General features: G+C 58.9%; 24 protein-coding genes. 13 read left to right on the plus strand and 11 right to left on the minus strand.

From position 1 onward, the window contains the following. Window positions 1–277 precede the first annotated feature (277 nt). A complete protein-coding gene (locus tag B2A78_RS00450; protein WP_168175308.1) occupies window positions 278–820 on the minus strand; it encodes a CAP domain-containing protein in 543 nt (180 codons plus the stop codon). 259 nt (window positions 821–1,079) lie between these two features. Beyond that, window positions 1,080–2,444: a YihY/virulence factor BrkB family protein gene (locus tag B2A78_RS00455; protein WP_077727930.1), complete on the minus strand. Its 1,365-nt coding sequence runs from the start codon at window positions 2,442–2,444 to the stop codon at window positions 1,080–1,082. Between the two features lie 56 nt (window positions 2,445–2,500). Between B2A78_RS00455 and B2A78_RS00460 the strand changes: the two genes are divergently transcribed. From B2A78_RS00460 to B2A78_RS00470, 3 genes are all read left to right on the plus strand, one after another. Then, complete coding sequence (locus tag B2A78_RS00460; protein WP_077727931.1) at window positions 2,501–3,661, plus strand: lipocalin-like domain-containing protein; 1,161 nt, start codon at window positions 2,501–2,503, stop codon at window positions 3,659–3,661. A gap of 57 nt (window positions 3,662–3,718) precedes the next feature. Next, on the plus strand, window positions 3,719–5,143 hold the full coding sequence (locus tag B2A78_RS00465) for a hypothetical protein (RefSeq protein WP_077727932.1): 1,425 nt from the start codon (window positions 3,719–3,721) through the stop codon (window positions 5,141–5,143). 239 nt (window positions 5,144–5,382) lie between these two features. Continuing rightward, entirely contained in the window at window positions 5,383–5,937 is a 555-nt protein-coding gene (locus B2A78_RS00470; protein WP_168175309.1) for a DUF488 domain-containing protein, read from the plus strand. Window positions 5,938–5,977: 40 nt separating this feature from the next. Here the strand turns inward: B2A78_RS00470 and B2A78_RS00475 are convergent, their stop codons facing one another. After that, window positions 5,978–6,157 (minus strand): hypothetical protein, encoded by a 180-nt coding sequence (locus tag B2A78_RS00475; RefSeq protein ID WP_077727934.1) that lies wholly within the window; start codon window positions 6,155–6,157, stop codon window positions 5,978–5,980. A 270-nt stretch (window positions 6,158–6,427) separates the two neighbouring features. Here B2A78_RS00475 and B2A78_RS00480 point away from each other — a divergent pair, with 270 nt between their 5' ends. The 4 genes from B2A78_RS00480 (at window position 6,428) to B2A78_RS00495 (ending at window position 9,576) form a co-directional block, all read left to right on the plus strand. Further along, the gene (locus B2A78_RS00480) at window positions 6,428–7,327 is read left to right on the plus strand and encodes an isoaspartyl peptidase/L-asparaginase (protein WP_077727935.1); all 900 of its coding nucleotides are present in this window, start codon (window positions 6,428–6,430) and stop codon (window positions 7,325–7,327) included. Then, window positions 7,324–8,238: a M90 family metallopeptidase gene (locus B2A78_RS00485; RefSeq protein WP_077727936.1), complete on the plus strand. Its 915-nt coding sequence runs from the start codon at window positions 7,324–7,326 to the stop codon at window positions 8,236–8,238. Before B2A78_RS00480 ends, B2A78_RS00485 begins: the two co-directional genes overlap by 4 nt. Further along, on the plus strand, window positions 8,216–8,731 hold the full coding sequence (locus tag B2A78_RS00490; protein WP_205780630.1) for a WbuC family cupin fold metalloprotein: 516 nt from the start codon (window positions 8,216–8,218) through the stop codon (window positions 8,729–8,731). Before B2A78_RS00485 ends, B2A78_RS00490 begins: the two co-directional genes overlap by 23 nt. Before the next feature lie 338 nt (window positions 8,732–9,069). Next, complete coding sequence (locus tag B2A78_RS00495; protein WP_077727937.1) at window positions 9,070–9,576, plus strand: cupredoxin family protein; 507 nt, start codon at window positions 9,070–9,072, stop codon at window positions 9,574–9,576. A gap of 208 nt (window positions 9,577–9,784) precedes the next feature. On the opposite strand, the gene B2A78_RS00500 is transcribed toward B2A78_RS00495, so the two are convergent. Next, window positions 9,785–11,023, minus strand: a complete 1,239-nt coding sequence (locus B2A78_RS00500) for a hypothetical protein (protein ID WP_077727938.1) — start codon at window positions 11,021–11,023, stop codon at window positions 9,785–9,787. A 464-nt stretch (window positions 11,024–11,487) separates the two neighbouring features. Between B2A78_RS00500 and B2A78_RS00505 the strand changes: the two genes are divergently transcribed. Together B2A78_RS00505 and B2A78_RS00510 are read left to right on the plus strand one after the other, a co-directional pair. After that, window positions 11,488–12,546 carry an NAD-dependent epimerase/dehydratase family protein gene (locus B2A78_RS00505; protein ID WP_168175310.1) on the plus strand — a complete coding sequence of 353 codons (1,059 nt, stop codon included), beginning with the start codon at window positions 11,488–11,490 and terminating at the stop codon, window positions 12,544–12,546. Between the two features lie 52 nt (window positions 12,547–12,598). Beyond that, complete coding sequence (locus B2A78_RS00510) at window positions 12,599–13,741, plus strand: Rieske 2Fe-2S domain-containing protein (RefSeq protein WP_077727940.1); 1,143 nt, start codon at window positions 12,599–12,601, stop codon at window positions 13,739–13,741. Between the two features lie 109 nt (window positions 13,742–13,850). On the opposite strand, the gene B2A78_RS00515 is transcribed toward B2A78_RS00510, so the two are convergent. Further along, complete coding sequence (locus B2A78_RS00515) at window positions 13,851–14,387, minus strand: CPBP family glutamic-type intramembrane protease (protein WP_077727941.1); 537 nt, start codon at window positions 14,385–14,387, stop codon at window positions 13,851–13,853. 32 nt (window positions 14,388–14,419) lie between these two features. Here B2A78_RS00515 and B2A78_RS00520 point away from each other — a divergent pair, with 32 nt between their 5' ends. Both B2A78_RS00520 and B2A78_RS00525 read left to right on the plus strand, forming a co-directional pair. Continuing rightward, a complete protein-coding gene (locus B2A78_RS00520) occupies window positions 14,420–14,614 on the plus strand; it encodes a hypothetical protein (RefSeq protein ID WP_077727942.1) in 195 nt (64 codons plus the stop codon). Window positions 14,615–14,631: 17 nt separating this feature from the next. Beyond that, window positions 14,632–15,030, plus strand: coding sequence for a Dabb family protein (locus B2A78_RS00525; protein WP_240502354.1), 399 nt, complete (start codon window positions 14,632–14,634; stop codon window positions 15,028–15,030). 228 nt (window positions 15,031–15,258) lie between these two features. On the opposite strand, the gene B2A78_RS00530 is transcribed toward B2A78_RS00525, so the two are convergent. Further along, window positions 15,259–16,212: an ornithine cyclodeaminase family protein gene (locus B2A78_RS00530; RefSeq protein WP_077727943.1), complete on the minus strand. Its 954-nt coding sequence runs from the start codon at window positions 16,210–16,212 to the stop codon at window positions 15,259–15,261. A 146-nt stretch (window positions 16,213–16,358) separates the two neighbouring features. Between B2A78_RS00530 and B2A78_RS00535 the strand changes: the two genes are divergently transcribed. Beyond that, window positions 16,359–16,880: a metal-dependent hydrolase gene (locus B2A78_RS00535; protein WP_077727944.1), complete on the plus strand. Its 522-nt coding sequence runs from the start codon at window positions 16,359–16,361 to the stop codon at window positions 16,878–16,880. A gap of 11 nt (window positions 16,881–16,891) precedes the next feature. Here B2A78_RS00535 and B2A78_RS00540 read toward each other — a convergent pair whose 3' ends face one another. The 3 genes from B2A78_RS00540 to B2A78_RS00550 form a co-directional block, all read right to left on the minus strand. Next, complete coding sequence (locus B2A78_RS00540) at window positions 16,892–17,668, minus strand: class II glutamine amidotransferase (RefSeq protein ID WP_077727945.1); 777 nt, start codon at window positions 17,666–17,668, stop codon at window positions 16,892–16,894. Between the two features lie 123 nt (window positions 17,669–17,791). Next, window positions 17,792–19,078, minus strand: coding sequence for a YhjD/YihY/BrkB family envelope integrity protein (locus tag B2A78_RS00545; protein ID WP_077727946.1), 1,287 nt, complete (start codon window positions 19,076–19,078; stop codon window positions 17,792–17,794). A gap of 235 nt (window positions 19,079–19,313) precedes the next feature. After that, window positions 19,314–19,925, minus strand: a complete 612-nt coding sequence (locus B2A78_RS00550) for a uracil-DNA glycosylase (RefSeq protein WP_156879499.1) — start codon at window positions 19,923–19,925, stop codon at window positions 19,314–19,316. 326 nt (window positions 19,926–20,251) lie between these two features. Here B2A78_RS00550 and B2A78_RS00555 point away from each other — a divergent pair, with 326 nt between their 5' ends. Next, window positions 20,252–20,983: a Crp/Fnr family transcriptional regulator gene (locus tag B2A78_RS00555; RefSeq protein ID WP_077727948.1), complete on the plus strand. Its 732-nt coding sequence runs from the start codon at window positions 20,252–20,254 to the stop codon at window positions 20,981–20,983. A 57-nt stretch (window positions 20,984–21,040) separates the two neighbouring features. On the opposite strand, the gene B2A78_RS00560 is transcribed toward B2A78_RS00555, so the two are convergent. After that, the gene (locus B2A78_RS00560; RefSeq protein WP_077727949.1) at window positions 21,041–21,526 is read right to left on the minus strand and encodes a phage holin family protein; all 486 of its coding nucleotides are present in this window, start codon (window positions 21,524–21,526) and stop codon (window positions 21,041–21,043) included. Window positions 21,527–21,544: 18 nt separating this feature from the next. Continuing rightward, the gene (locus B2A78_RS00565) at window positions 21,545–21,823 is read right to left on the minus strand and encodes a hypothetical protein (protein WP_077727950.1); all 279 of its coding nucleotides are present in this window, start codon (window positions 21,821–21,823) and stop codon (window positions 21,545–21,547) included. Window positions 21,824–21,963: the final 140 nt, after the last annotated feature.

Genomic DNA, 21,963 nt, shown 5'->3' on the forward strand with positions numbered 1-21,963 from the left:
GCGACTTGGCGGATTGGCCAGGCCGTTTGCGATTGGAAGGGACCGACTAAAGGTCCGTTTGCGATTGGGACAGGATTCCCGACCTACTATCCCCTGGACCGCTAAACCGATCCTGAAGATGCTCTGGCTCCTTGGTGAGCCGCTCGACGGCTCAATGTAGTGTGGCGGGTGGGACCGCAGGCGATCCGGGCGGCACGCCGCAACCATGTCTCGCCTCCTTCGCAAAGTAGGAGGCGAGAAATACGTTCAATCGCGCGGTGCGTGTGCGCCTGGGAGATCAGTAAGGACTCTGGCCGGTAACATTGCCGGCGGGGCGGTAGTTGCAGACCCACACTTGGGCGTTGTTGGTGCAGACTGCATAGCCGCAGCCGACTTCGGTGGTTGCGGCCCACACCAACTGGGTATAGTGGCCGCACATCCTGCCGGGGGCGCAGCTGTTGGTCTCGTAGTTGTAATTGGCCTTTTCGGCTGCCCACGAATTGACAACCTGAGCCGGGGTAAGCTGCTGCGGTTCGGTGCGGCCATCGGACCACATCACCGGGCCGGCCCAGTAGAGGTTTTCACCCAGTTCTCCCTGATCACTGGCAGGGCTGTGGGGCAGTTCGCGCGGACAGCCCTGCTGCTCCAGCGTGGCGGCGTAGTCGGTGGCGATGGTGGCGAGCTCGTCCGACCAGACGAGCGGCGGCACCCCGTCGGCGGAGCGCACCTGATTGTGGGCGGTGATCGTGGCCACGGCATCGGCGGGCTGAGCAGCGAGGCCTGCGCCGCTCCACAGGATTAAGGCGGAAATGATGAAAGGCGGGTTGCGAAAACGGCACATGACGTACTCCATTACGTGAAGGATGATTACCAACCGTACCGCGACTTGGTCGTTGCTGGGCACGATTCATCGGTGATATCTGGCTTGTGACAGAGGGCAATCACGGATGTTCCGATCAGTGACGGAATTATCGCGTCTTACTCCCCGTGATGCCTTGCGTCACGACCGTCGGCTGCTATCCGAGCGCCGATTCGGTGCGGGAGGGCGTGACGCTCTGAGCGTTACATCAAACGAGAAAATGCTCTACATCACAGCATTGCTAAGAGCACGAAGAACGAAGCTGCTCTGAATCTCCCTGCGTCGACGGCGATTGAGCCAGGATGAGATCCCGCAGCGAACGGCGGGCCGAAGCGGTCGTCGCCGAGGCATTTTCCAAATCCTCTGCGATTTTCGCGAGTTCCGGCAACGTGAAAGCAGCATGGGACGAAAGGGCGGTATCCTCGCGTTTCGTGCGCATGGCCGTCAGAATGTCCCAGACGGTAATTCCGGCGATATCGCGGGCCGGAATGAAGCTTTCATCGCCTTTTCCCGCTTCCACGACCAACCCGCCGGCCTGCAGTATGTCCAGGCTGTCTTTCACCGTTTCCCACGGCAGCGACAGACGCTCCGCCAACTCGTCGATGGTCCAGGGCTTATCCGCATGAACGAAACGTTCGCCGACCAAGTACATGACGGCGAGTCCGACCCTCTCTTTCAAGCGGTTGCTGAGCTGAAAGAAACGGCTTTTTCCCAGCACGTAATGGGGATGCTGGAAATAAAAGGCGGCTTGCCCGCCCAGCAAGAGGATCAGCCAGCTGAGATCGAGCCAGATCATGAACAAAATGACGATGACCAGGCTCGAATAAATTGCGTGGTAACTGGTCGAGCCGACCACGAACTTGGCGAACAGCAGGCCCGCCAGCTTCCATACCACGCCGCCCACGGTACCGCCGAATAACGCGGCTCGCCAAGGTACCCGCGTGTTCGGAATGTAAATGTAGACGAACGCGAACGCCACGATGATCATCAAATAAGGGAGGAGCTTGCCGCCCAGATAGAACAGGGTGCCGAAAGGTTCTTGGGCGATCAGTCGTCGGACGGCGCTGGCATGGGGCATCGAGGCCGTGAGACCGATGGCCGAAAAAATCAGCACCGGACCGAGCAGAATCACGCTGAGGTAGTCGCTGGCCCGGCGGGCGAAGCTGCGGGCCTGTGTGACTCGCCAGATGTGATTGAATGCGGCTTCTATTTTTTCCAGCACCGAAATAATGGTGTAGATGAGCACCGCCAAACCGACGAAGCCGAGCACGCCCACGTTGACCTTGGTCACGAAGCCGAGAATAGCTTTCGTCAAATCGCCCGCCTTATCGCCCAAAGGAGCGAGCATTTGCAGCAAGAACGGTTCGAGCTGATTGTTGATGCCAAAGGCCTTCAGGAGCGAAAAGCACAGGGCGAGACCCGGCACGATGGCCAAAAGCGTGGTGTAGGCGAGACTCGTGGCGCGATAATCCAAGCCTTCGCTACGAACGGCTCCGACTAGCGCTTTGATCCAGGCGGACACCAAAGCCGCCAAGCCGCGGAGCCGGTGGAAAGAGTCGAGTTTTTGGCGCGACTGCTTGATGGGGTTGAAAAGCTTGATTTGCATGCTGACCACGATCTTTATTAGGCATTAGACAGTTTGGAGCAGCCGGAAACAGTGATATGGCAACTGGCCGCGGCAATATTATCGTGCGGATAGCCGCCGTTCTGCTCGCAGTCATGCTGTCGCTCGTACCGTCGTCGACACTCCGGCAGCCCCCGGAGCGAGATTCGTCCGGCGACGCGATGCCTTTTTCGTCTTTCTCGAAAACGCTGCGAAAAATTGCGGACAGGTTTCCGGGGGACCGTTCCGACCGGTCCTTGTCTTTTCCGTTCGATCACGGGATTCATCCGGATGTCCCCACGGAAATCTGGGAGTTCACCGGCCAAATGAACACGCCGGACGGTCACCGTTACGGTTTTCTACTGAGCTTTACGCGGCTCGGTCTTCAACCGGAACAGCCAGAAAGGCCATCGGCCTGGGCCACCCGCGACGTGTATCGGGGGCTGTTTGCATTTCTCGACGCGAGCAACGGCCATTATCGGGCATCCGAGCGTTTTGCAAGAGCGGCACTGGGCATGAGCGGGTATGATCCCGTCTCCGGGCTGGTCTGGCTGGACGACTGGAAGCTAAGGGTGCCGCTGGGAGAAACCACGTCTTTCGCCTTGCAGGCCGACACCGACGGGACGCAACTCAACCTCCGATTGGAGGCCCGAAAGCCCGCTGTCGTGCCGGCTGGGCAAAGCTTCCCGGCTGCTGCCGGAGGCCGTCTTCGCGCATATTTGCTTAGCCGTATGGCGATATCCGGAACGATTCGGTTGGGCGAGCATCGACATAAGGTAACCGGCGAGGCCTGGCTCAGCCGCAGTTGGGGAAAACTAGCCCCGCCGGGCGGACAACTGGTCCTGAACCGCTATCAATTGCAGCTCGACAATGGCCGTGAGCTCCTGCTTTTCCAGCTGAGGCGCAAGGACGGCAGCGCGCCGCCAGTGTCGAGCGGGCTCTTGATCGAATCCGATGGCCGCGCTGTTCCGATTTCCGGAAACGACGTTCGGCTCGAACCGGCCACTTACTGGTCTAATCCCTCGGGAGTTCTTTATCCGGTAGGCTGGATCGTGAGGCTGCCGAAGCTCGAAGTCGAACTGCGCCTTTCTCCCTTAGTCGAAGATCAGGAAATCGTCCGGTCCGTTCGCGCCTGGTCCGGCGCGGTCTCGGTGTCCGGAGCCGGCCCTCGCGGTAAAGCGCTTTCGGGGCGGGGTTTCGTCGAATTGGCCGGCTATTGACGGCTCGATTCCAAAATAAGAATTGTTCCGCTAAAAAAACCAGCTTGTGAGTCGAATATGCCGAATGCCAAAACATCGTCCGTCGCTTCGATCGTCTTTACGGCTTTCTTGCTGGCGGCCTGCGAATCGAGGGAACGGACGAACGCCGTCAGCTATTCGCCCGCCGGCCCCGTTCCCGCCGAACAGCAGCGCCCAGGCGATCCGAACAAAGGTTACGAGGCATTGCTCAACGCGCCGTACATCACCTGCGGCATGCCTTATTCGGCTTACAAGCAGACGGCCTCCCCGCCCGACCCGATGACCTTGATTCCGGGAAGACCCGGCCGGAATGCCGAGTTGCCCTATTATCAGACTGGGTATACGACGCCTCGCGGCGTGGAGCTCGTGGTGAACAATTGCCTGTCCTGTCATGCCGGTTTCTTCGCCGGAAAGCTGGTCATCGGCCTAGGCAACGAAAATCTCGATTTCACCGAGGACCGTACGGCTGCCGCAGAAGGCGTCGGCGCATACGTGGAGGACGAGGCCGAAGCGGCGGAATGGCGGCGCTGGGCGGACCGAATCCGTGCCATTGCCCCTTACATGATCACCGACACGATGGGCGCGAATCCGGCCATCAATATGACGTTCGCGCTGATCGCTCACCGGAATCCGGAAACGCTGGCATGGTCGCCGGAACCGCTGATCGAGCCGCCGCCGAAATCGGTCGCGCCGGTCAGCATTCCGCCCTGGTGGCGCATGGCAAAGAAGAACGCCTTGTTCTACAACGCCGAGGGCCGCGGTGATCTCGCACGGGCCATGATGGTGGGCGCCATATTCTGCGCCGATGACGTCGATACCGTGCGAAATATCGATGCCTACGCGCCGGATATTCTGGCTTATTTCGCATCGCTCAAACCGCCGCCGTGGCCTTTCGGTCTCGACGGCAAGCTGGCCGAACAGGGGCGCGCCGTATTCGAGCGAACATGCTCCGGCTGCCACGGTACCTATGGCGAACAGCCGATTTATCCCAATCTGGTGCTGAGACTCGACGAAATCGGCACCGATCCAGTGTTGGCGCAACACGCTGTCGGCGGCGCATCGGACCGGTTCATCGCATGGTTCAACGGCTCCTATTACGGCGAAACGGCTCGCGCCGCCCCGGCGCCGGGTTATTTCGCTCCGCCTTTGGACGGAATCTGGATTACCGCTCCTTACCTCCACAACGGATCGGTGCCGACCATCGAAGCCTTGCTCGACAGTTCGAAACGGCCGAAGTATTGGACGCGGTCGTACGAGTCGTCCGCGGCCGATTACGATCCGGTCGGCCTAGGCTGGCGCTACACGGCGCTGGGGCAGGGGAAAGCCGGTACGGACGACCTGCGGGAACGGAAAAAAATCTACGATACGACCTTGCCCGGCCACTCCAATGCCGGCCATGTTTTCGGCGACGGCTTGAGCCCGGAAGAACGCAAGGCCGTGCTCGAATACTTGAAGACACTATAGAAGCCCGAAACTTGCTTATGGCTGAAACTGCCGAAGTCTCGTCGGCAAAGGATTGCCCGCCTGCAACGGCTTATTTCGAGATATAGGTCAGAATGTCGGGATGCTTCTGATTGTTTTTCGAGTCCAAAAAGTGCATTACATACGAACTCGAACGTCCGCCCGAATCATCGGCGGACTGCCGGCGGGGTGTGCCGGTTCGGGAAATGGGAAAAAACAATCAGCAAGAAGGAAGTGAAGCCATGAAACTCTATTCCATCGGCCACAGCAACAGAAGCTCTGACGAACTGATCGATATGCTCAAGAGGCATGGCATCGGGTGTCTGGTCGACGTACGCAGCAGGCCCGGTTCCGCGCGTTTTAGACAATTCAACCGTCCTACGCTGGAACGGGCTTTAACGCAGGCCGGCATTCAGTATCAATGGGAAGGCGACAATCTGGGCGGATGGCGATCGGCGACACCGGACGATGTAAAACACAGGGTCTTGAATCCGGGATTCCGGTCGTATGCCGCCTATATGGAGACGCCGGATTTCCGCGAAGCCGTGGAACAAATACTAAGGCTGGCACGAATCTGCCGGACGGCGTTCATGTGTGCCGAGAAAGATCCGTCGTGCTGCCACCGCTCTCTGATTTCCGATTACCTGACGGTGCGCGGACATATTGTCGAACATCTTATCGTGCCGAACGAAAGCTGTAGGCACGACCTGCATTCCGCCGCACGAATCGTCGGCTCGCGACTGATCTATGATCGAATTCAGCAAAACCTGGAGTTGTTCGCGCCGGATGTTACGTGAGTACACCTGGCGGCCGAGGCGCATAAATGGGCAAGAGCGCTTATCCGCCCCGTCGAATCTGCTGCCGGATCTGCGCCAGATAGCGCCGAAAGAACGAAAACGCCGCATAGAGCAGCACCGCGTAGAGTATCCACTCCTGTAGCGAGACGCCGGTCGGATCGTCGTCGAACACGACGATGCCGACCAGGGCGACCAAAGAAAGGGCAAAATAGTTGTACATAGGAGGTTCCTCACAGAATGTATGAAACGCAAGTCGTTTTCGGTAAGCAGGACATCTGGGGAAGGGGAGTCTCCATAGAACCCGAAGCCGATCTTTATCGTGTTGAAACGGCCTTGCCCCATCCTTTGACCGCGAACCGGAAAAGCCCTTTTTTGACAAGATATGTCGAAGTTCGCATCTTAGACAAATTGCCCGCAGGGTTATTCCTGCACGGGATGATACCGACAAACGTCATCGCGCCGAATCGAACATCAATATGCAGTAAGCCGCATGGAAAAACGCTTTGCTGAGATTGCCCGCCCGCCGGTTCTCCTGATCCACGGCGGCGCCGGCTCCCCGGAATCCGATCCCCGACTAAGCGAGAAACGCTGGACTTTTATCGGCGATTTGGCAGCGTCGGCATGGGCCGAGATTTGCCGAGGCCAATCCGCCGTCGATGCCGTGACGGAAACCGTCAAGCGCTTGGAGGAATCGGCTCTGTTCAACGCCGGCTACGGCTCGGCCTTGCAAAGCGACGGACTTGCGCGTCTCTCGGCCTCGCTCATGGACGGCGAGCGCCTGAAATTCTCGGGCGTCATGCTTGCGACTCACTTGGTCCATCCCATCAAACTTGCCCGGGCGCTCCAGAACCGGGCGGAATCGGTGCTCGGTCCCTTGGGAGCCCAGCTTCTGGCCCGGGAACTCGGCATGCCGCCGCAAAACCCGGTTCCCCCGGAGCGGGCGCGGCGCTGGGCGGAGTATCTGGAGCGGCAGACCGGGCCCTCGGTCGGCGCCGGAACGGTGGGCGCGGTGGTCCTGGACCAGCGGGGCCGTCTGGCGGCCGCCACGTCCACCGGCGGCGGCCGGTTCAATTTTCCGGAACGAATATCCGATTCGGCGACGGTGGCGGGCAATTATGCCTCCGGCTACGCCGCCGTCAGTTGCACCGGCATCGGAGAACAAATCGTCGATGACGGCGTTGCGGTGCGTCTCGAAACGCGTGTTCGGGATGGCCGCAACATCGTGCAAGCCTCGGAAGCGACCTATCGCGAAGCCGTCGAGCGGAAGCGCGAATACGGTTGGATCGCCGTGGACCACAGCGGGGCGTGGAGCATGTGCTGGACGACCGAAACCATGCTCTGCGCCGCGATGAGCGCGGACCGTCCGAGTGCTGTCCTGGGTCGGCCATGATCTCGCCCTTTCGTCTACTCCGCCGGCGGCGGCGCCGCAAGTTGCTTCAGCGGGGGCTGATATCCGAATCGACCTGGCTTTGGTCGCTCGCGGGGCTTCGAATTTTCGATCTCTTGAATAACGAAGAACGGGAGCGTCTGCGTCAACTGTCCACCCTTTTCGTTCACGAAAAGATTTTCGAACCGGCGGGCGGGATGATTCTGGACGACCGGGTGCGCACCCGAATCGCCGCGCTGGCCTGTCTCCCTATTCTCAACCTGGACTTCGACTGCTACGACGGATGGCGTACGGTGGTGGTTTATCCCGGCGGATTCATACGCCCTCGCTCGGAATTCGACGCTATCGGCGTCATGCACGAATGGGAAGATGTGTTGACCGGTGAATCCTGGGAGCGCGGGCCGGTCATATTGTCGTGGGCGGACGTGCAGGGTTCCGGACATTGCGAAGGCTATAACGTCGTCATCCACGAAATGGCTCATAAGCTGGACATGCTCAATGGCGCAGCCGACGGTTTCCCGAACTTGCATCGCGGGATGGCGCGGCGGGTTTGGACTGACGCGTTCACGGCCGCGTTCGAAGATTTCAACGATCGCGTGGACCAGGAGGAGAAGACTCCCATAGATCCTTACGCGGCCGAGGCGCCCGGAGAATTTTTTGCGGTGCTCAGCGAATACTTTTTCGAAGCGCCAGACTTGGTGCGCATGGAATATCCGGAAATCTACGACCTCCTTGCGCAATTCTACAGACAAGACCCGGCCGCGCGATTTCGTTCATCATTACCGGCAGACCCATTTCAGACTCGCGATGCACAAGCGCCGCGCGAAAGCCGGCAAACCGGCCATAACCCGCTGCGCGAAGCGCTTGCCGACGCCGTATCAGGAGACGACCATGGACGTTTTGAAAACGATTAGCGACAAACAGCTCCTCCGGCTGATGGGCGAGGCCGCAGCCTCTCCCAGGCTCCGGAAAAATCTGAACATTCACCGCGATCTGGAGGACCCGATCCAGCGCCTGTTCAACGCCATGGAGCCCGGAACCTACGTCCGCCCTCACCGCCACGCGCGCCCGGACGGATGGGAACTGATGCTGGCGGTGCGCGGCGCATTTTCCATCATTACCTTCGACGAAAAAGGAACCGTCCTGGAGCGCATCGACCTGAGCGCCGCGGGAGGCGATATGGCGGTGGAAATTCCGCCGTACACCTGGCATGCCGTGGTCGTTCTGGCACCCGAGACGGTCATGTTCGAGGTCAAACCGGGCCCTTACCGCCCCGTCGAGGACAAAGATTTCGCTGCTTGGGCTCCGGAGGAAGGCGATCCGGACGCGGAGCGGGTCGTGGCCTGGTATGAAGTCGCCAAGCCTGGCGAGCGCCTGGGGTTCCAGGAATCGGCGAAAGCGCAATGAAGATACGGAGAGGATTAGAGCGTTTTTCATCCCGGTGTACGGATTCGTGTAGGGCGGGAAGAACGTAGGTCGGCAATCCCTTCCCAATCGCAAACGGCATCTCTGGGAGCGCCAGAGCTGCCCTTCCGACAAAGCCCTTTGCCGAGCCGGTACGTCGGCAAAGGATTGCCGACCTACATATGGGGCTCCCTTACACCGAATCAGAAAATGCTCTAGTAGCTCGGCACCGATAAGAAATAGAAGCGGTCTCCGGACTTTTTTGCGCCACTCAAGATCTATGTCGTAGTTTGAGGGCACGCCACAAAACGTCTTCGAATTTCGATAAGGAGAATATCGTGATGTCACGTTCGATCTACCGCGCCGCCATTCTTGCTACTTTAGTCATGTCTGCCCTCGTAGTGCAGGCGCAGGACCTCGAATCGCCGGTATCGAAAGATCAACATCTGCCGGAAGAGCACTCCGGTTCTGAACAATCGGCCGCCGGTCAACCCGGCAAACCCGACGAAGTCACGCGCACGATCGAAATCAAAACCCTGGACAGCATGAAATACGATCCCTCGTCGCTTACGATAAATCGCGGAGAAACATTGCGCCTGATCGTTAATAACATCGGCCGACTGACGCACGAGGCAACCATCGGTACGGTTGCGGAGCAGGAATCGCACGCCGGGGAGATGCATGCCGCTCCCGACACGCCCCATGACAGCCCGAATTCCGTGACCGTAGAGCCGGGCCAAACGAAAGAGTTGGTTTGGCGGTTCGATCGACCCGGCCGATTCGAGATCGGCTGCCATGTTCCGGGACACTACCAGGCAGGGATGATCGCCGAAGTTACCGTCCGCTAGAGCCTCGGGAGAGCGCCAGCAATGACCACGCAACCAGTTATCACAACGCAACGCGCTCTATCTGCCCGTGCGCGAGCCTACGATAAGCCGACCGCTGTCGGCGGCGCGACGGGGTTTTGGTGCGGTGCTGAATCGACCGGCGGGTGCGTTCCCCCCGCGCTCTTGTGACGCTTTAGTCCAGCCGGCGTACTCGCTACGCATTCGGTCCTCAGCGACTCCGCACGGCAATTCCGTGCGGGTCGGCGCGCTCCTCATCGTCAGTATCGTCGACGTTCGAGACGGGGGCGACTAGCTTCAGCATTCCGCTTTTGCCGCCTCGTTTGACCTCGATCACCCCTATGCCGGGCGTCTGTCCCAGAGCGTTATTGAGCTCCGGATTGTTGCCGGTGAGCGGGAACGGTCCGCGCAGCGTCGCGTACACCCGATCGCCGCTCGGCGATATTCCGAGAATGTCCGGTGCCGGGTCCCGCGATACGACGCCAGCCAGTTTTATCTCGTTCACTACGTCGTCAGTTTCGGTATCGACCACGATGATCTTGTTGGCGGCGCGGTCGGCTACCCAAAGGTAACGTTCCTGCCGGGTGACAAGCAGCCCATGCGAATCCACGTCTTGTTGTCCGTGATCGAAGACCACCGTCGGCGCAGGGGTGTCTGGCTTCGGATACGGATTTGGCGAAGGCGAGAACGCGCTCACCGGCAGAGCATAAAGTACGGATTGGAACCCTAGTTCGGCTCCACCGCCGCCGCCCGAATTGAAGTACATCTTGTTCCCCGTCTGGGCCGCCAGGAGACCGGCGGGTTCGATGGTCGAGGTCGTATACTCACCGGCGATAGCCATCGGCGTGGCGCGCGGATCGATGACAAACAGACCGCCACCGCGAAGCGTGACAAACGCCAAGTTACTGGTGGAGTCCGGCAGTGCCAGGATGGGGGCGTTGTCCGGCCGAACACCGTCCTCATCGGCGGAGCCGAACTGTTTGAGGGCTCCGCTCGGCGTCGTCCCATCGGCAAGATTCAGAGTGGCGCTATGGTCGAGGGTAAAGGTGTTGGCTGCGTAATCGGTGTTGATTCTCTGTACGAGTTTGCCGTTCTGGTTAGCGACCAGAATATAGGTCTCATCCGGCGAAGGGACGGCTGCGTGAGCTTGCTTGCCTACATCGACCAGGAAAACCGGCTTTCGTGTTGCCGCCTCGATGATGAGAACATGTCCGGTGGCCACAAACGAGATGATGGCATGCGTGTGGGACGCATTGAAGGTGATGTAGTGCGGTCGACGCGGTGTTGCCGTGTCGTCCAGCCGCTGTGCCAATTTCGCTAGTTCGAAGACCTCCGGTTTTGCCTTGGACGCCGCATTCCGGGACAACTTTCTGCCATCGAATATGTACAGCTTGCCGCCGATGTCGTCATCGGGAATGGTGCTAGGCGGGAAACCCGATTGGTCGATCATCCAAACCTCGTGATTCGATTTGTCGGGTGCAGAGACTCCAGTGGGAGAAAAGGCAGATAACGTTAGAAACAAGGCGACACCGAACGTGGTGGGGGGAAATCTATGGCGCATGGCGTTCTCCTGAACGGAGGCTGGTCATTTTTCCTTTTGAGAACCGAGGTTACTCATCTTGAGCGGAGGTGAATTTTCGACCCGATCTAATTTCTAACGACAACTTGCCGTCGCACGGGTTCACCCGAATCTGGGACGTTCCGGGTTTGGGTGTTTCGAATCCTGAAATATCTGTCCGTGGCGTATCGCGGACGAGACGCTCGCCCCGGTTACGGTAACGGAACCGACGAGCCACTTCGTGAAGGGCAAAATCAGCAAATTTCCGCTATGGGGGCCATCGACGGACTCCGGACCGAGGTAAATCGGAACTCCATGTCCCCGTATAGATGCAAGACGCTTCCTTGGATAGAAGCGTGTTACCATCCGGTCTCGACACCACAGAGAAGGGAACCAACGTGAACTCGGGAAAAGTGCTAGTCACCGGAGCGACCGGCCATCTCGGCGCCAATCTCGTACGCCGCCTGCTGGCCGACGGAGACGAAGTCCGTGTCCTGATTCGGCAGGGCCGCGACAACGGGGCCTTGGCGGGACTCGACGTCGACCGAGCCTATGGCGATTTGCGGGATTCCGAGGCGGTCGACGCGGCTGTGCGCGGCTGTTCCCGCGTCTATCACTGCGCGGCGCTGGTCTCGACCATAGCCGGGAATGGTGCCCATAAGCGGGAAGTCTTCGATACCAACGTCCTGGGCACGCGGCACATTCTGCAAGCCGCCGTCCGCCACAGCGTCGACAAGGTCGTGGTCTCCGGATCGCTCAGCGCCACCGGGTACGAACCGGACCGCCCCAGCCACGAAGGCATGCCGTTCTATCCCTTCGATCGCCATCTGCCCTACGGTTTCACCAAGCATCTGGCGGAACACGAGGCCTTGCGCGCCCACGCGGACGGCCTCAACGTGGTCGTCGCCACCTCCTGCGCCATCGTCGGTCCGCATGATTACAAGCCGTCGCGCATGGGACGCGTGCTCATCGACTACGCCCATGGCCGGCTCAAGGCCTATATCCCCGGCGGCTTCGAATTCGTCTCCACCCGCGATATCGCCGAGGGCCATGTGCTCGCCATGCGGAAAGGCCGTTCCGGGCAGAAGTACATCATCAGCACCGCTTACGCCAGTGTGGACGACCTGATGGCTCTCTACGGGCAGGTGACCGGGCGACCGTCCCCTGGACTGCGCTTGCCCGCACCCGTCATGGCCGCGCTGGCGGAAGTGGCCGACAAGACCTGGTTCCGGATCTTTCCCAACTCGCCTCGGCGATTCACGCCTGCCGCGGTGCGCCTGCTCTCGATGCGGCGCCGGGCGGATCACGAGAAGGCCGGACAGGAATTGGGCTATCGGCCCACCAGCCTGGCCGAAGCGATTCGGGAAGCCTACGAGGATTTCGTGCGCCGCGGTGTCATCACCCCACCTAAGTGAAACGGCTATTGGTCCCCGTTATCCACCCTTGGTCATATGGAGAGTACTGACGATGAGGAATGCGCAAGACACATCCCGGCAATCGCCGCCTGATTTCGCGGAAGCCAAAAACTCCCGGCAAAAGGCCCGTGCCGCCGGCCTCGATCCGGACCGCTGGTACGCGGTGGAATACGACAGCGCGGTCAAGAAAGGGGAGGTGAAGGAAGTCGTGTTCTGGAAGAGGTCCATTGCCCTGTTCCGCGGCAAGGACGGCGGGCTCGCGGCCGTTCAGAACCGCTGTCCGCACCGCCAGCTCAAGCTCACTCACGGAGTTGTGGATGGCTGCCATCTGCGCTGCGCCTATCACGGCTGGACGTTCAACCGGGACGGCTGGCTGATCGATTATTCCCATGACAGCTTCGGCAGACCGCTCATCAAGAACCGGTTGCGCACCTACCCGGTAAGCGTCCGCTACGGCCTGATCTGGCTGTTTCCGGGCGATCCGGCCCTGGCCGGAGAGCGAAAGATCCCCGAAATTCCGGAACTTACCGGAGACCGTCCATGGGCCAATTTTGCCGTGGATTTCATCTGGCGTACCCACCATTCCATGGTGATCGACAATATCTGCGACTTCGCCCACGCGTTCCTGCATCGGAAATACCGTCCCTTCGTCGACGCCAAGCTCACCCATCACGAAGCCGACGAGGACCGGGTTTACCTGACCTACGACGCCCACATGGCCGCTGGGCGGTTTTCGGGGATTTTCGTCGATCGTAACCGGGTCAACACCCGGTCCATCGAACTGTGCTACGAGTATCCCTACCAATGGACTAACACCGGCGACAGCATCAAGAACTGGTCGTTCCTGCTGCCTATCGACGAACGGACCACTCGCGTGTTTTTCCTGTTCTATTTCGACAGCGTCAAGATTCCGCTGCTTTCCGTGAAAACGCCGAAGTGGCTGACCCAGATGGTGCTGAACGTCGCCAAACCTCTGGTGTTCAAGCCCATACTGCTGGAGGACGGAATTGCCCTGGAAGCGGAGCAACAGGGCTATGAGCAGCATTGGGACGCACCTCCCATCGAGCTCAACCCCGTCGTGCCGATGTTTCAGCAGTTGACGGCGCGGAAGTGGGAGGATTATCTCGCCCGAGCGGCGGTCTCGGCCCGAGGCGGCAAACCGGGCCATCGAGAGATTCCGATATCCGGCGATTGACGCCGAAATCGCGCTTGGGCCTTTGTATGGCCGGTGGCTTCATCGCTCGGTTCTCGTGCAATATTCGGGGAATCTGAGATCGGTCAGAGCGCGTTCCATAACGGTTCCGTTACTCCCAAACTCCGGGGATCATCAGCTTCTGCCAACCGCCCAGAAACATGATCCACACGACCCCCGTAAGCCAATGAAACAGCATCGGTACCCAAATCGATCCCGATCTCAGGTAGGTGAGGGTGCATACGATGCCGAGCAGTGTCGCCAGCACCAAAAAAACCGGGTCGAGAAACACCGCTCTTCGTGACACCAAACCATTGACTGGATGGGAGGCCACAAAGGCAACGAGACTGACCGAGGACCAAACGAGTTTTGTTCTCGGAGAAGCCGCTTCAACCGGATGCGGCAGTAAGACGGCACGATATAAGACTTCCTCTACAAGACTCGGCGTCACGAGCAAAACGACGGGCGTTGAGGCGATTACCCAGGCGGATGCCTTCATCAACTCCAAACGACAAAATCCCGTCGCCCATCCGATCAGCAGAGCGCACAGCGCGTATACGCCGAATAACCCAAGGCATCCGCGCCAAGTCCGGCGCTCGGGGAAGGTCTTGAATGCCAGTCTTATGCTTCGCAAACGCACGTTCAACATCGCTCTCGGGCCTTATTCCTCGATGATACCCTGTGCGGGCCTGCTTAGCGGCGACGGTTGCCGCGCTCATCATCGACGCCGTGGCGATCGTGATGCCGATCAGGGACCATGCTACTATCGCTGCGATGTTCGGCAACACGCCCTTCGGAACATCGGTCTTGATACTCTTGCCGTGCAAATCTGCAGGACTCTGCGTTGAGCAGCCGGTCCTGCTCGACCTCAACTGAAAAAGATGGGGAATCGCATGAAACGAATGACAGTCTTCGCCCTCTTAGTGTGTGTTCTGACATTTGCGGCTTCCGGTTCGGCCGAGGTCGTGCCGTCGACCGCAGGACGCATACATCATGTCGTGATCGTCTGGCTCAAGGATCATGGGAGCTCAGCGGCGCGCCAGCAGTACATCGAGGCGACCAAATCGCTTTCGAAGCTGCCGATGGTGTCGAGCTACCATGTGGGAGCCGCTCTGCCCGGCAAGCGGGATGTTGTCGACAGCTCGTACGATGTGGCTATCGTGGCCACGTTCGAGAATGCACAGGCGCTCGACGAATACTCGCGACATCCGGACCACGATAAGGTGATTAACGAAAGAATGAAACCCTTGGTGGACAAGGTCATCGTGTATGATTTCATCGAGGCCCCATGAGGCTTCCTAAGCATCGAGCACGATTCCCGCTCGCGCATGACCGGCTGGCCTGGCGAACGGGCAGCGAGCGTCTTCGAAGAGTTGTTAGTGACGGGAAGTGCAGGACATCGACTTCGGGTACGGCCGGATTGCGGTGTGCTGCCTGAGGATGCCTATCAAGTTGTGCAACCAGACAGGGCTCCGAGGCTGTTGATTCTCCATTAAAGATGGAGGCAGGACTCAAGTGCGTCAGGGATTCTTGCGATCAGCGCGATCCAGGATGAATCGCGCCGTCATTAAATCCAGATGGCCGCCGCCGCCGTTTTTGAATAGGGTGATGTCGGCGGGAGACAGTCTGCCGGGATGGATGCCGCGGCATAGCTCGAAGTGATCGGCCAAGATATCCGTCACGGATATCACGCCGTTCCGGATGGGGATGCAGAGTTCGCCGATATGGGCGACAGTGGTCTCGCGGGAGTCGACGAATATCTTGGCTCGCCGGATGGCAGTGTCGTCCGCCTCCCGCATATCCGGAGTAAACGCGCCGACCAAGTCCAGGTGGGTTCCGGGCTTGAGCCATTCGCCCAGGATGAGCGGAGCGGTGGCCATGGTCGCGCAGGAGACGATATCGGCGTCGCGTACCGCTTGTTCCAGGTCCGTCGTGGGGTGTATCGAAGTCCGTAGGCCAGCCAGGGAATCCGCTAATCTTACCGCACGGCGCGGCGTGCGGTTCCAGATCCATACCGACTCGATCGACGGGCGGACGGCCAGATGCGCTTGAATCAGATGAGGCGCCATGGCGCCGGCGCCGACCATGAGCAGCCTCTTGGCATCTTCGCGGGCCAGGTGCTTCGCGCCCAGTGCGGAATCGGCGGCCGTTTTCCACAAGGTGAGAGCGGTGCCATCGAGGCACGCCAAGGGTCGACCGTCCTCGGCGCCGAACAGAACGTAAAGGCCCTGTACCGAGGGGAGTCCACGGGTTTGATTGTCCGGGAAGACCGTCACCAGCTTCGCTCCGACGCCGAGTTTGCTTTGCCAGGCGGCCCGTACGAGAAAGTGCTGCGTTTGCCCGTCCGTATGCGATCGGCTCAGCAGCAGATCGTCCATCGCATCGATCTCGCTGCCGTGGGCCGCTTCAAGCCAGGCCACTAGAGACGGATAATCGAGCCGGTCGTTTATTTGTTCGGCGCCGATCCATTTCATCCAGGCTCTCCGAAGAATGTTCCTGTAGCGAAGCCTACCACGAATGGCTTGACTTGAAATTCAGTATGATCCCGCCGGGAACGCTATCCGGCGGTTCAGCTGTCTTATCGACGTATTGATGAGGTTTTGGTTTTCGGAGCCGGGCTATGTCTACCATCGTCTCTCACGCGGCGGTTCCGATCGCGCTGAGCGCCTGTTTTCCGGATGGCATTCTATCGCCTGAGGTTGTGCTATTGGGTGTCGCCTGCTCGATGATTCCGGATCTGGATGCAGTCGGTTTTGCGTTCGGGGTGCGCTACGGTGATCCGTGGGGACACCGCGGCATGACTCACTCCATCTCCTTCGCACTATGCCTCGGAGCGTTATCGATGGCCGTTCTGCCCGGTGAACACAAATCTTGGCCGGTTTTCGTATTCCTGTTTCTTTCGAGCTTATCCCATCCCGTCATCGACGCCCTCACCGACGGCGGTCTGGGCGTTGCGCTTTTCGCGCCGTTCTCGAACAAACGTTACTTCTTCGCCTGGCGACCGCTCGCCGTGCCGCCCATAGGAATCTACGCCTTCTTTTCGGCCCGGGGATGGCTTGTGCTTAAAAGCGAGATGCGCTGGATTTGGCTGCCCTCGGCCTTGTTATTCGGTGTGGCGCGGGTCGTTAAAGCGCTCTTGTGATCGTTTTGCCTTTAGGCGACATTTAACGGCTCCCCGTCGTGAAATAGAACCAGCTGGCCGCGGCGCAGTTTGGTCCAGATTTCGTTGTCGGTAAGCGGGAGAGTGGCGATGACAGTCACTTTGTCGTACGGTGTCGTGAGTTCGCTGAAGTCTACCGTGATGTCCTGATCGACCAGGTGGGCGCAGCCGAACGGCGCTTTGCGCGTGATGAAGTGCAGATTCGTGGAACAGTGCGCGAAGAGGGAATCGCCGTCGGAAAGAAGATAATTGAAATCGCCGTGTTCCGCGATCTCGGCAGTGATACGCTCGACCACGCCATAGACCTGTTCTCGGCTCGGGGAACCATGTGGGAACGCCCGACGCAACGCATTCAACAGATAGCAGAAGGCTCTTTCGCTGTCGGTATCGCCGACCGGCTGAAAGACGTCATCGGGGCGCGGCGGATCGAAATGTTCCAAGGTGCCGTTATGGGCGAAGATCCAGTAACGGCCCCACAGTTCTCTTCGGAAAGGATGGCTGTTCTCAAGGGCAATTCGGCCTTTGGTGGCCTTCCGAATATGGGCGATGACGTTGGTCGAATGGATCGGGTAATGGCGCACCAGATCGGCTATCGGCGATTCGACTGTCGCTTTGGAGTCGACGAATAAGTGGCAACCGCGGCCTTCGAAAAAGGCGATGCCCCAGCCGTCGCGGTGGTGATCGGTCAATCCGCCGCGTACGTGAAATCCCTCGAACGAGAAACAGATGTCGGTCGGAACATTGCAGTTCATTCCCAAGAGCTGGCACATGGTGGATACCTACGCGATAGTGATCGACGGGCTCGGGTTTTAGTATGCCAGAACGGCAGCAAGCAGGCGGCAAGGGGGGCGTCTTGTAGCCCAACTGGATTCCGGTATTAGGCTGCCGTGAGTTCAAGCATCTACCAAATCCTTCAAAGAAAGCCCCTCGGTGGCTTGTGCGCCGCACGTGTGCAGTCTTTCCAATAGATGATCCACGGCGGGGACCGAGAGAGTGTTCTTGTCGATGGACGACGTTTCAGCCGGCGACGTTCGTATCGCTTCCAGAATTTCGGATACCGTGATGGCCGACAAATCACGGGCGGGAACAAATCCTTGATCGCCTTCGACCGCGACCAGAATCAAATTCCGTGTTTTCAGCGCGTCCAAGATTTTCTCGATCATGAGATCAGGGAGACCGAGGTGCTGGCTTAGGGCGTCGGTCGTCCACGGCTTTTTTCCCTGATGAAAGTGTTCCGCGATCAGGTACATGATCAAGAAACCGAGGCGTTCGAAGAGCTGATAGCTGAGTTTGACGTCGCGCTCGGCCAGATGGATGTAGCGCGGATGCTGGTGATAAACCGAAATCTGAGCGCCGATCAATAGAATGAGCCAGCTTACGTAGATCCAGATCATGAATACGATGAGGATCGCGAAGCCGGAGTAAATGGCGGCGTACCGGGCTGAACTGGCGACGAATTCGGCAAACAGCCAGCCCGCTCCGCGCCAGCCGATGCCGGCCACGATGCCTCCGACCAGAGCCGAACGAAAGTTCACGTGGGTGTTCGGAAGAAATCGATAAGCAAAGGTAAAGGCACCGATGATGAGGAGGTACGGAAGAATCAGTCCCAACAGGTAATACAAGGTTCCGAAAGGTTCCTGACTGATGATTATCTGCGCGATTTCGGTGCTGGCCATGGATGCTATGAGTCCGAGAGCGGAGAAAACCAGCACCGGCCCCACGAGAAGAACGCTGAGATAATCGCTGAACCGTCTGTGAAAGCTGCGCGATTTCTTGGCCCTCCACACATAGTTGAAAGCCTCCTCGATTTTTTGCAGTAGAGAGAGAACCGTGTAGAACAGCATGGCGAAACCGACGAAACCCAATACGCCGACCCTAATGTTGCTGACGAATCCAATGATGCGGTTGACGATTTCCCTCCCTTGCTGGCCCAACGGCGCCACCAGTTCCAGCAGGAGCGGCTCCATTTGGTTGTGTACGCCGAACGCGGCGAGTACCGAAAAGCTGACCGCCAGGAGCGGGGTCAACGACAGCAGGGTCGTATAGACCAGACTCATGGCGCGGTAGTCCAGGCCGCCTTCCTGTATGTCTCTGATCAGCCTCTTGATCAAAGCTTTTACGTAGGCGAACCGGTTCCGTAGCGAAGACTGGTCAATCGATACCCAAGGCCAGCTTTTCATGACGTTTGATCCAGGAGGCTGTTTGCTGCAAAGGGCATTGATAATGATTTTTGGACAGAGCGGCAACAGGAATGTGCGCGGACGCCGAATCCCGGATTCAGCCCGGCAGGGTCGTGACGAAGGTATCGCAAGCGCCGCGTCCTTTGTGGGGCAGGGAAGGAGGCCACCTTTTTCCGCGTCGTTGAAGTCCCGTGGACGGGCCGCTCCGACGACCGTGAAACCCAGGCCTGAAAAGCTACTGAGATGAATCGGTGGAGCGCGCGAGCAACTTGCCCAGGATCTCGAAATCCTCCTGGAGGGTGGCGGCGATCCAATCGAAACGCAAGGCGGCGGCAGGATGATAAGTTACGAAATAGCTTCGTCCGTTGCGCGGCTGCGTGGTTCCATGCAAGTCGGAAACGGTCGCGGTATCGCCCAGCATCTGACGTGCGGCGACTTGGCCAAGCAGCACGATGACCTTGGGCGAGATCAGCTCGAGTTGACGCTCCAGCCACAAATTCGTGCAGGTTTTCAGCTCGTCGCGCCGGGGCGTGCGGTTGTTCGGCGGACGGCATTTGACGCAGTTGGTAATGAACAGCCTGTCGCGGGCGATGCCCTGACCTCGAAGGAGCGTGTCGAGATACCGGCCTGCGGGGCCGACAAACGGCCGGCCAGCCGCATCCTCTTTGCCGCCCGGGCCTTCGCCCAACACCATGATTTCGGCATTTACCGGTCCTTCGCCAGGGACTGCGTGTCGGCGGCTCTCGTGAAGCCGACATGCGACACACAGGCGAATGCCGCCGGCAAGATTTTCGAGTTGTTCGGACGAGTCTCTCAAGTCCTCTATCGCCATATATGCGGAATCCACGATCCACGGGCCTCTACTTCGCAGACACAGCCCCAACGCATTAAGTTCATCATCCAGCCAATTTGCCTCCCGGTTCGGAGGGAAATGGTGCCTGAACGCTGGGGGTATACAGAACATCGGCTTTCAGTCTGTGGTCTACCGGATGAGTTTGATCCGCAAATTTGTTAATCTGAGATTTGCTAGCTCAGCGCGGATCAACTCGGTTCCGTTCCGCGCATAGACCAGGAATGGTCGGCTACCTCGCAAACCGGGGATCTCTCCAATAGGCGAGCTTCCAAGGAGTTGGCTTGCGAGGTGTGATTTCAATCAGGACGACGAGGTGGCACATGGCTAATTTAGGAAAGGGCAGCATTTCTCCTATCGCGCGGCATCCCGCGGCTCGGGTGTTTGAGGAGGACACCGGCGATGCATTGGCAGGCCTTGACATGGCGGGTTTGGAAACGGTTTTTCGAGGAGGCAAGCGAAAATCGTTCGCCGCCAAACAAATCATCTTCAGAGAAGGCGATCCGGCCGATACCGTGCTGGCGATTGTGCAGGGCTTAGTGAAGCTTATCAGCTATTCGCCCGACGGGAGGGCCCGTATCGTTCGGCTTCATGCCAAATGTGCATTTCTCGGTCTCGGGGGATTGATCGAACCGACGTATCAGCATACGGCGGTGGCGGTCGATCAGGTGGAAGTGATTTGTGCGCCGTTGCGAACGATTGCCCAGCTCAAGAAAGATAATCCTTATTTGTATTGTCGGCTCATCGAGTGCTGGTACCAGCATCTGAAGAGTGCCGACATCTGGATTACCGACTTTTCCACCGGATCGATAAAGGCGCGCGTCGCCCGGTTGGTGAACTTCCTGGCGGCCATTCAAAACGATACTTCGACATCGACTGCGGTAACTCTGCTGACCTGCGAGGAAATGGCTGCGATTCTCGGCGTTACGGTTGAAAGCGTCAGCCGAGTTCTGGCGGAATTCAAGCGCTCACGCATGCTTCGCGCCATAAAATGCAAGCCGGCGAAGAGATACGAAACTAACATCCCCGCTCTCAAGCATGTAGCGCAAATCTGAGTGCTTGGCAGTCTGAATAATCCGCCTGCCGCAGACAGTGTCGGCGGGCGGATTGGTTCAGTCTCTCGTAATACTACGAAATAAGCGTTGCCTTAGATGCGGGCTGGCGCCAAGAACCAGCCCCGCAACCAAGGCCGCGATCGCGATATCGCTGGTTCGAATATTGGCTGCACCGAGCGCATCAGTTACGGTAGCGCGCAGTGTGTCGGGAATGGCGGAGGGAGGCTGGGGCGCGGCCGCAAGGGAGGCTCTCGACGACGACGGCGGCAACGGCGCCGCTCTGCCCTGTTTGGTAAAAGATCGCGCAATAACCCATAACGCGATGAAAGCGATCACAATCATGGCGACGCCGACGATTACTCCGGCGACCCAAGGCTCCAGCATCGCCTCCAGCGATAAATAGACGCCAAGCAACGCGAAAACCAAGCCGCCGAATGCGGCCAATGTGGCGAAAATTGCCAGGGAGAGCAGTACCGCCGATCGGCTCAGCCCCTGCCAAAGCTTTGCTTTTTCCGCAGCGACGATGTCTGTGAATGATCGCATCACGGCAGCGGCCCGCCGTTAGCGACGGGTACCAAGCAACGTGCCGATTGCGAAGCCTGTGCCGAAGGCCACTAAGAGACTGGCCAAGGGGCGTGACTCTACATATTGCTCTACGCTTTCCTGGGCCGCCATCGCGTGGCCGCGAGCGCGTTCACCGACCTCCCGAGCTCTTGCGTAAGCGGTTCGTCCTTGCTCGACGCCCAAATCCTTCATCGCAGCCATCAAGTTGCCCATGTCGGCTTTGAGGGTGGCCAAGTCTTGCTTCAGATCTTTGGTGATGTCTTCCGTTGTTGCCATCGCTGACCTCCAGCTGTATCAGGGTTGTTTGGTTGCCGACCGAAGGGTGGTTTTGCTGCAACTTAATCCCTTCAAACACCGCCGGCATTTAGAAAAATCAACTACAGGCTCGATTCTTCCGCCGCAGCGCTGAGTGGTTT

Source organism: Methylocaldum sp. 14B, from assembly GCF_002005105.1.
Taxonomy (GTDB): Bacteria; Pseudomonadota; Gammaproteobacteria; order Methylococcales; family Methylococcaceae; genus Methylocaldum.

Excerpts from the sequence above, each read along its gene's own strand:
- B2A78_RS00450 (WP_168175308.1), bottom strand. The coding sequence starts at position 820 with ATGTGCCGTTTTCGCAACCCGCCTTTCATCATTTCCGCCTTAATCCTG.
- B2A78_RS00455 (WP_077727930.1), bottom strand. The coding sequence starts at position 2,444 with ATGCAAATCAAGCTTTTCAACCCCATCAAGCAGTCGCGCCAAAAACTC.
- B2A78_RS00460 (WP_077727931.1), top strand. The coding sequence starts at position 2,501 with ATGGCAACTGGCCGCGGCAATATTATCGTGCGGATAGCCGCCGTTCTG.
- B2A78_RS00465 (WP_077727932.1), top strand. The coding sequence starts at position 3,719 with ATGCCGAATGCCAAAACATCGTCCGTCGCTTCGATCGTCTTTACGGCT.
- B2A78_RS00470 (WP_168175309.1), top strand. The coding sequence starts at position 5,383 with ATGAAACTCTATTCCATCGGCCACAGCAACAGAAGCTCTGACGAACTG.
- B2A78_RS00475 (WP_077727934.1), bottom strand. The coding sequence starts at position 6,157 with ATGTACAACTATTTTGCCCTTTCTTTGGTCGCCCTGGTCGGCATCGTC.
- B2A78_RS00480 (WP_077727935.1), top strand. The coding sequence starts at position 6,428 with ATGGAAAAACGCTTTGCTGAGATTGCCCGCCCGCCGGTTCTCCTGATC.
- B2A78_RS00485 (WP_077727936.1), top strand. The coding sequence starts at position 7,324 with ATGATCTCGCCCTTTCGTCTACTCCGCCGGCGGCGGCGCCGCAAGTTG.
- B2A78_RS00490 (WP_205780630.1), top strand. The coding sequence starts at position 8,216 with ATGGACGTTTTGAAAACGATTAGCGACAAACAGCTCCTCCGGCTGATG.
- B2A78_RS00495 (WP_077727937.1), top strand. The coding sequence starts at position 9,070 with ATGTCACGTTCGATCTACCGCGCCGCCATTCTTGCTACTTTAGTCATG.
- B2A78_RS00500 (WP_077727938.1), bottom strand. The coding sequence starts at position 11,023 with ATGATCGACCAATCGGGTTTCCCGCCTAGCACCATTCCCGATGACGAC.
- B2A78_RS00510 (WP_077727940.1), top strand. The coding sequence starts at position 12,599 with ATGAGGAATGCGCAAGACACATCCCGGCAATCGCCGCCTGATTTCGCG.
- B2A78_RS00515 (WP_077727941.1), bottom strand. The coding sequence starts at position 14,387 with ATGTTGAACGTGCGTTTGCGAAGCATAAGACTGGCATTCAAGACCTTC.
- B2A78_RS00525 (WP_240502354.1), top strand. The coding sequence starts at position 14,632 with ATGAAACGAATGACAGTCTTCGCCCTCTTAGTGTGTGTTCTGACATTT.
- B2A78_RS00530 (WP_077727943.1), bottom strand. The coding sequence starts at position 16,212 with ATGAAATGGATCGGCGCCGAACAAATAAACGACCGGCTCGATTATCCG.
- B2A78_RS00535 (WP_077727944.1), top strand. The coding sequence starts at position 16,359 with ATGTCTACCATCGTCTCTCACGCGGCGGTTCCGATCGCGCTGAGCGCC.
- B2A78_RS00540 (WP_077727945.1), bottom strand. The coding sequence starts at position 17,668 with ATGTGCCAGCTCTTGGGAATGAACTGCAATGTTCCGACCGACATCTGT.
- B2A78_RS00545 (WP_077727946.1), bottom strand. The coding sequence starts at position 19,078 with ATGAAAAGCTGGCCTTGGGTATCGATTGACCAGTCTTCGCTACGGAAC.
- B2A78_RS00555 (WP_077727948.1), top strand. The coding sequence starts at position 20,252 with ATGGCTAATTTAGGAAAGGGCAGCATTTCTCCTATCGCGCGGCATCCC.
- B2A78_RS00560 (WP_077727949.1), bottom strand. The coding sequence starts at position 21,526 with ATGCGATCATTCACAGACATCGTCGCTGCGGAAAAAGCAAAGCTTTGG.
- B2A78_RS00565 (WP_077727950.1), bottom strand. The coding sequence starts at position 21,823 with ATGGCAACAACGGAAGACATCACCAAAGATCTGAAGCAAGACTTGGCC.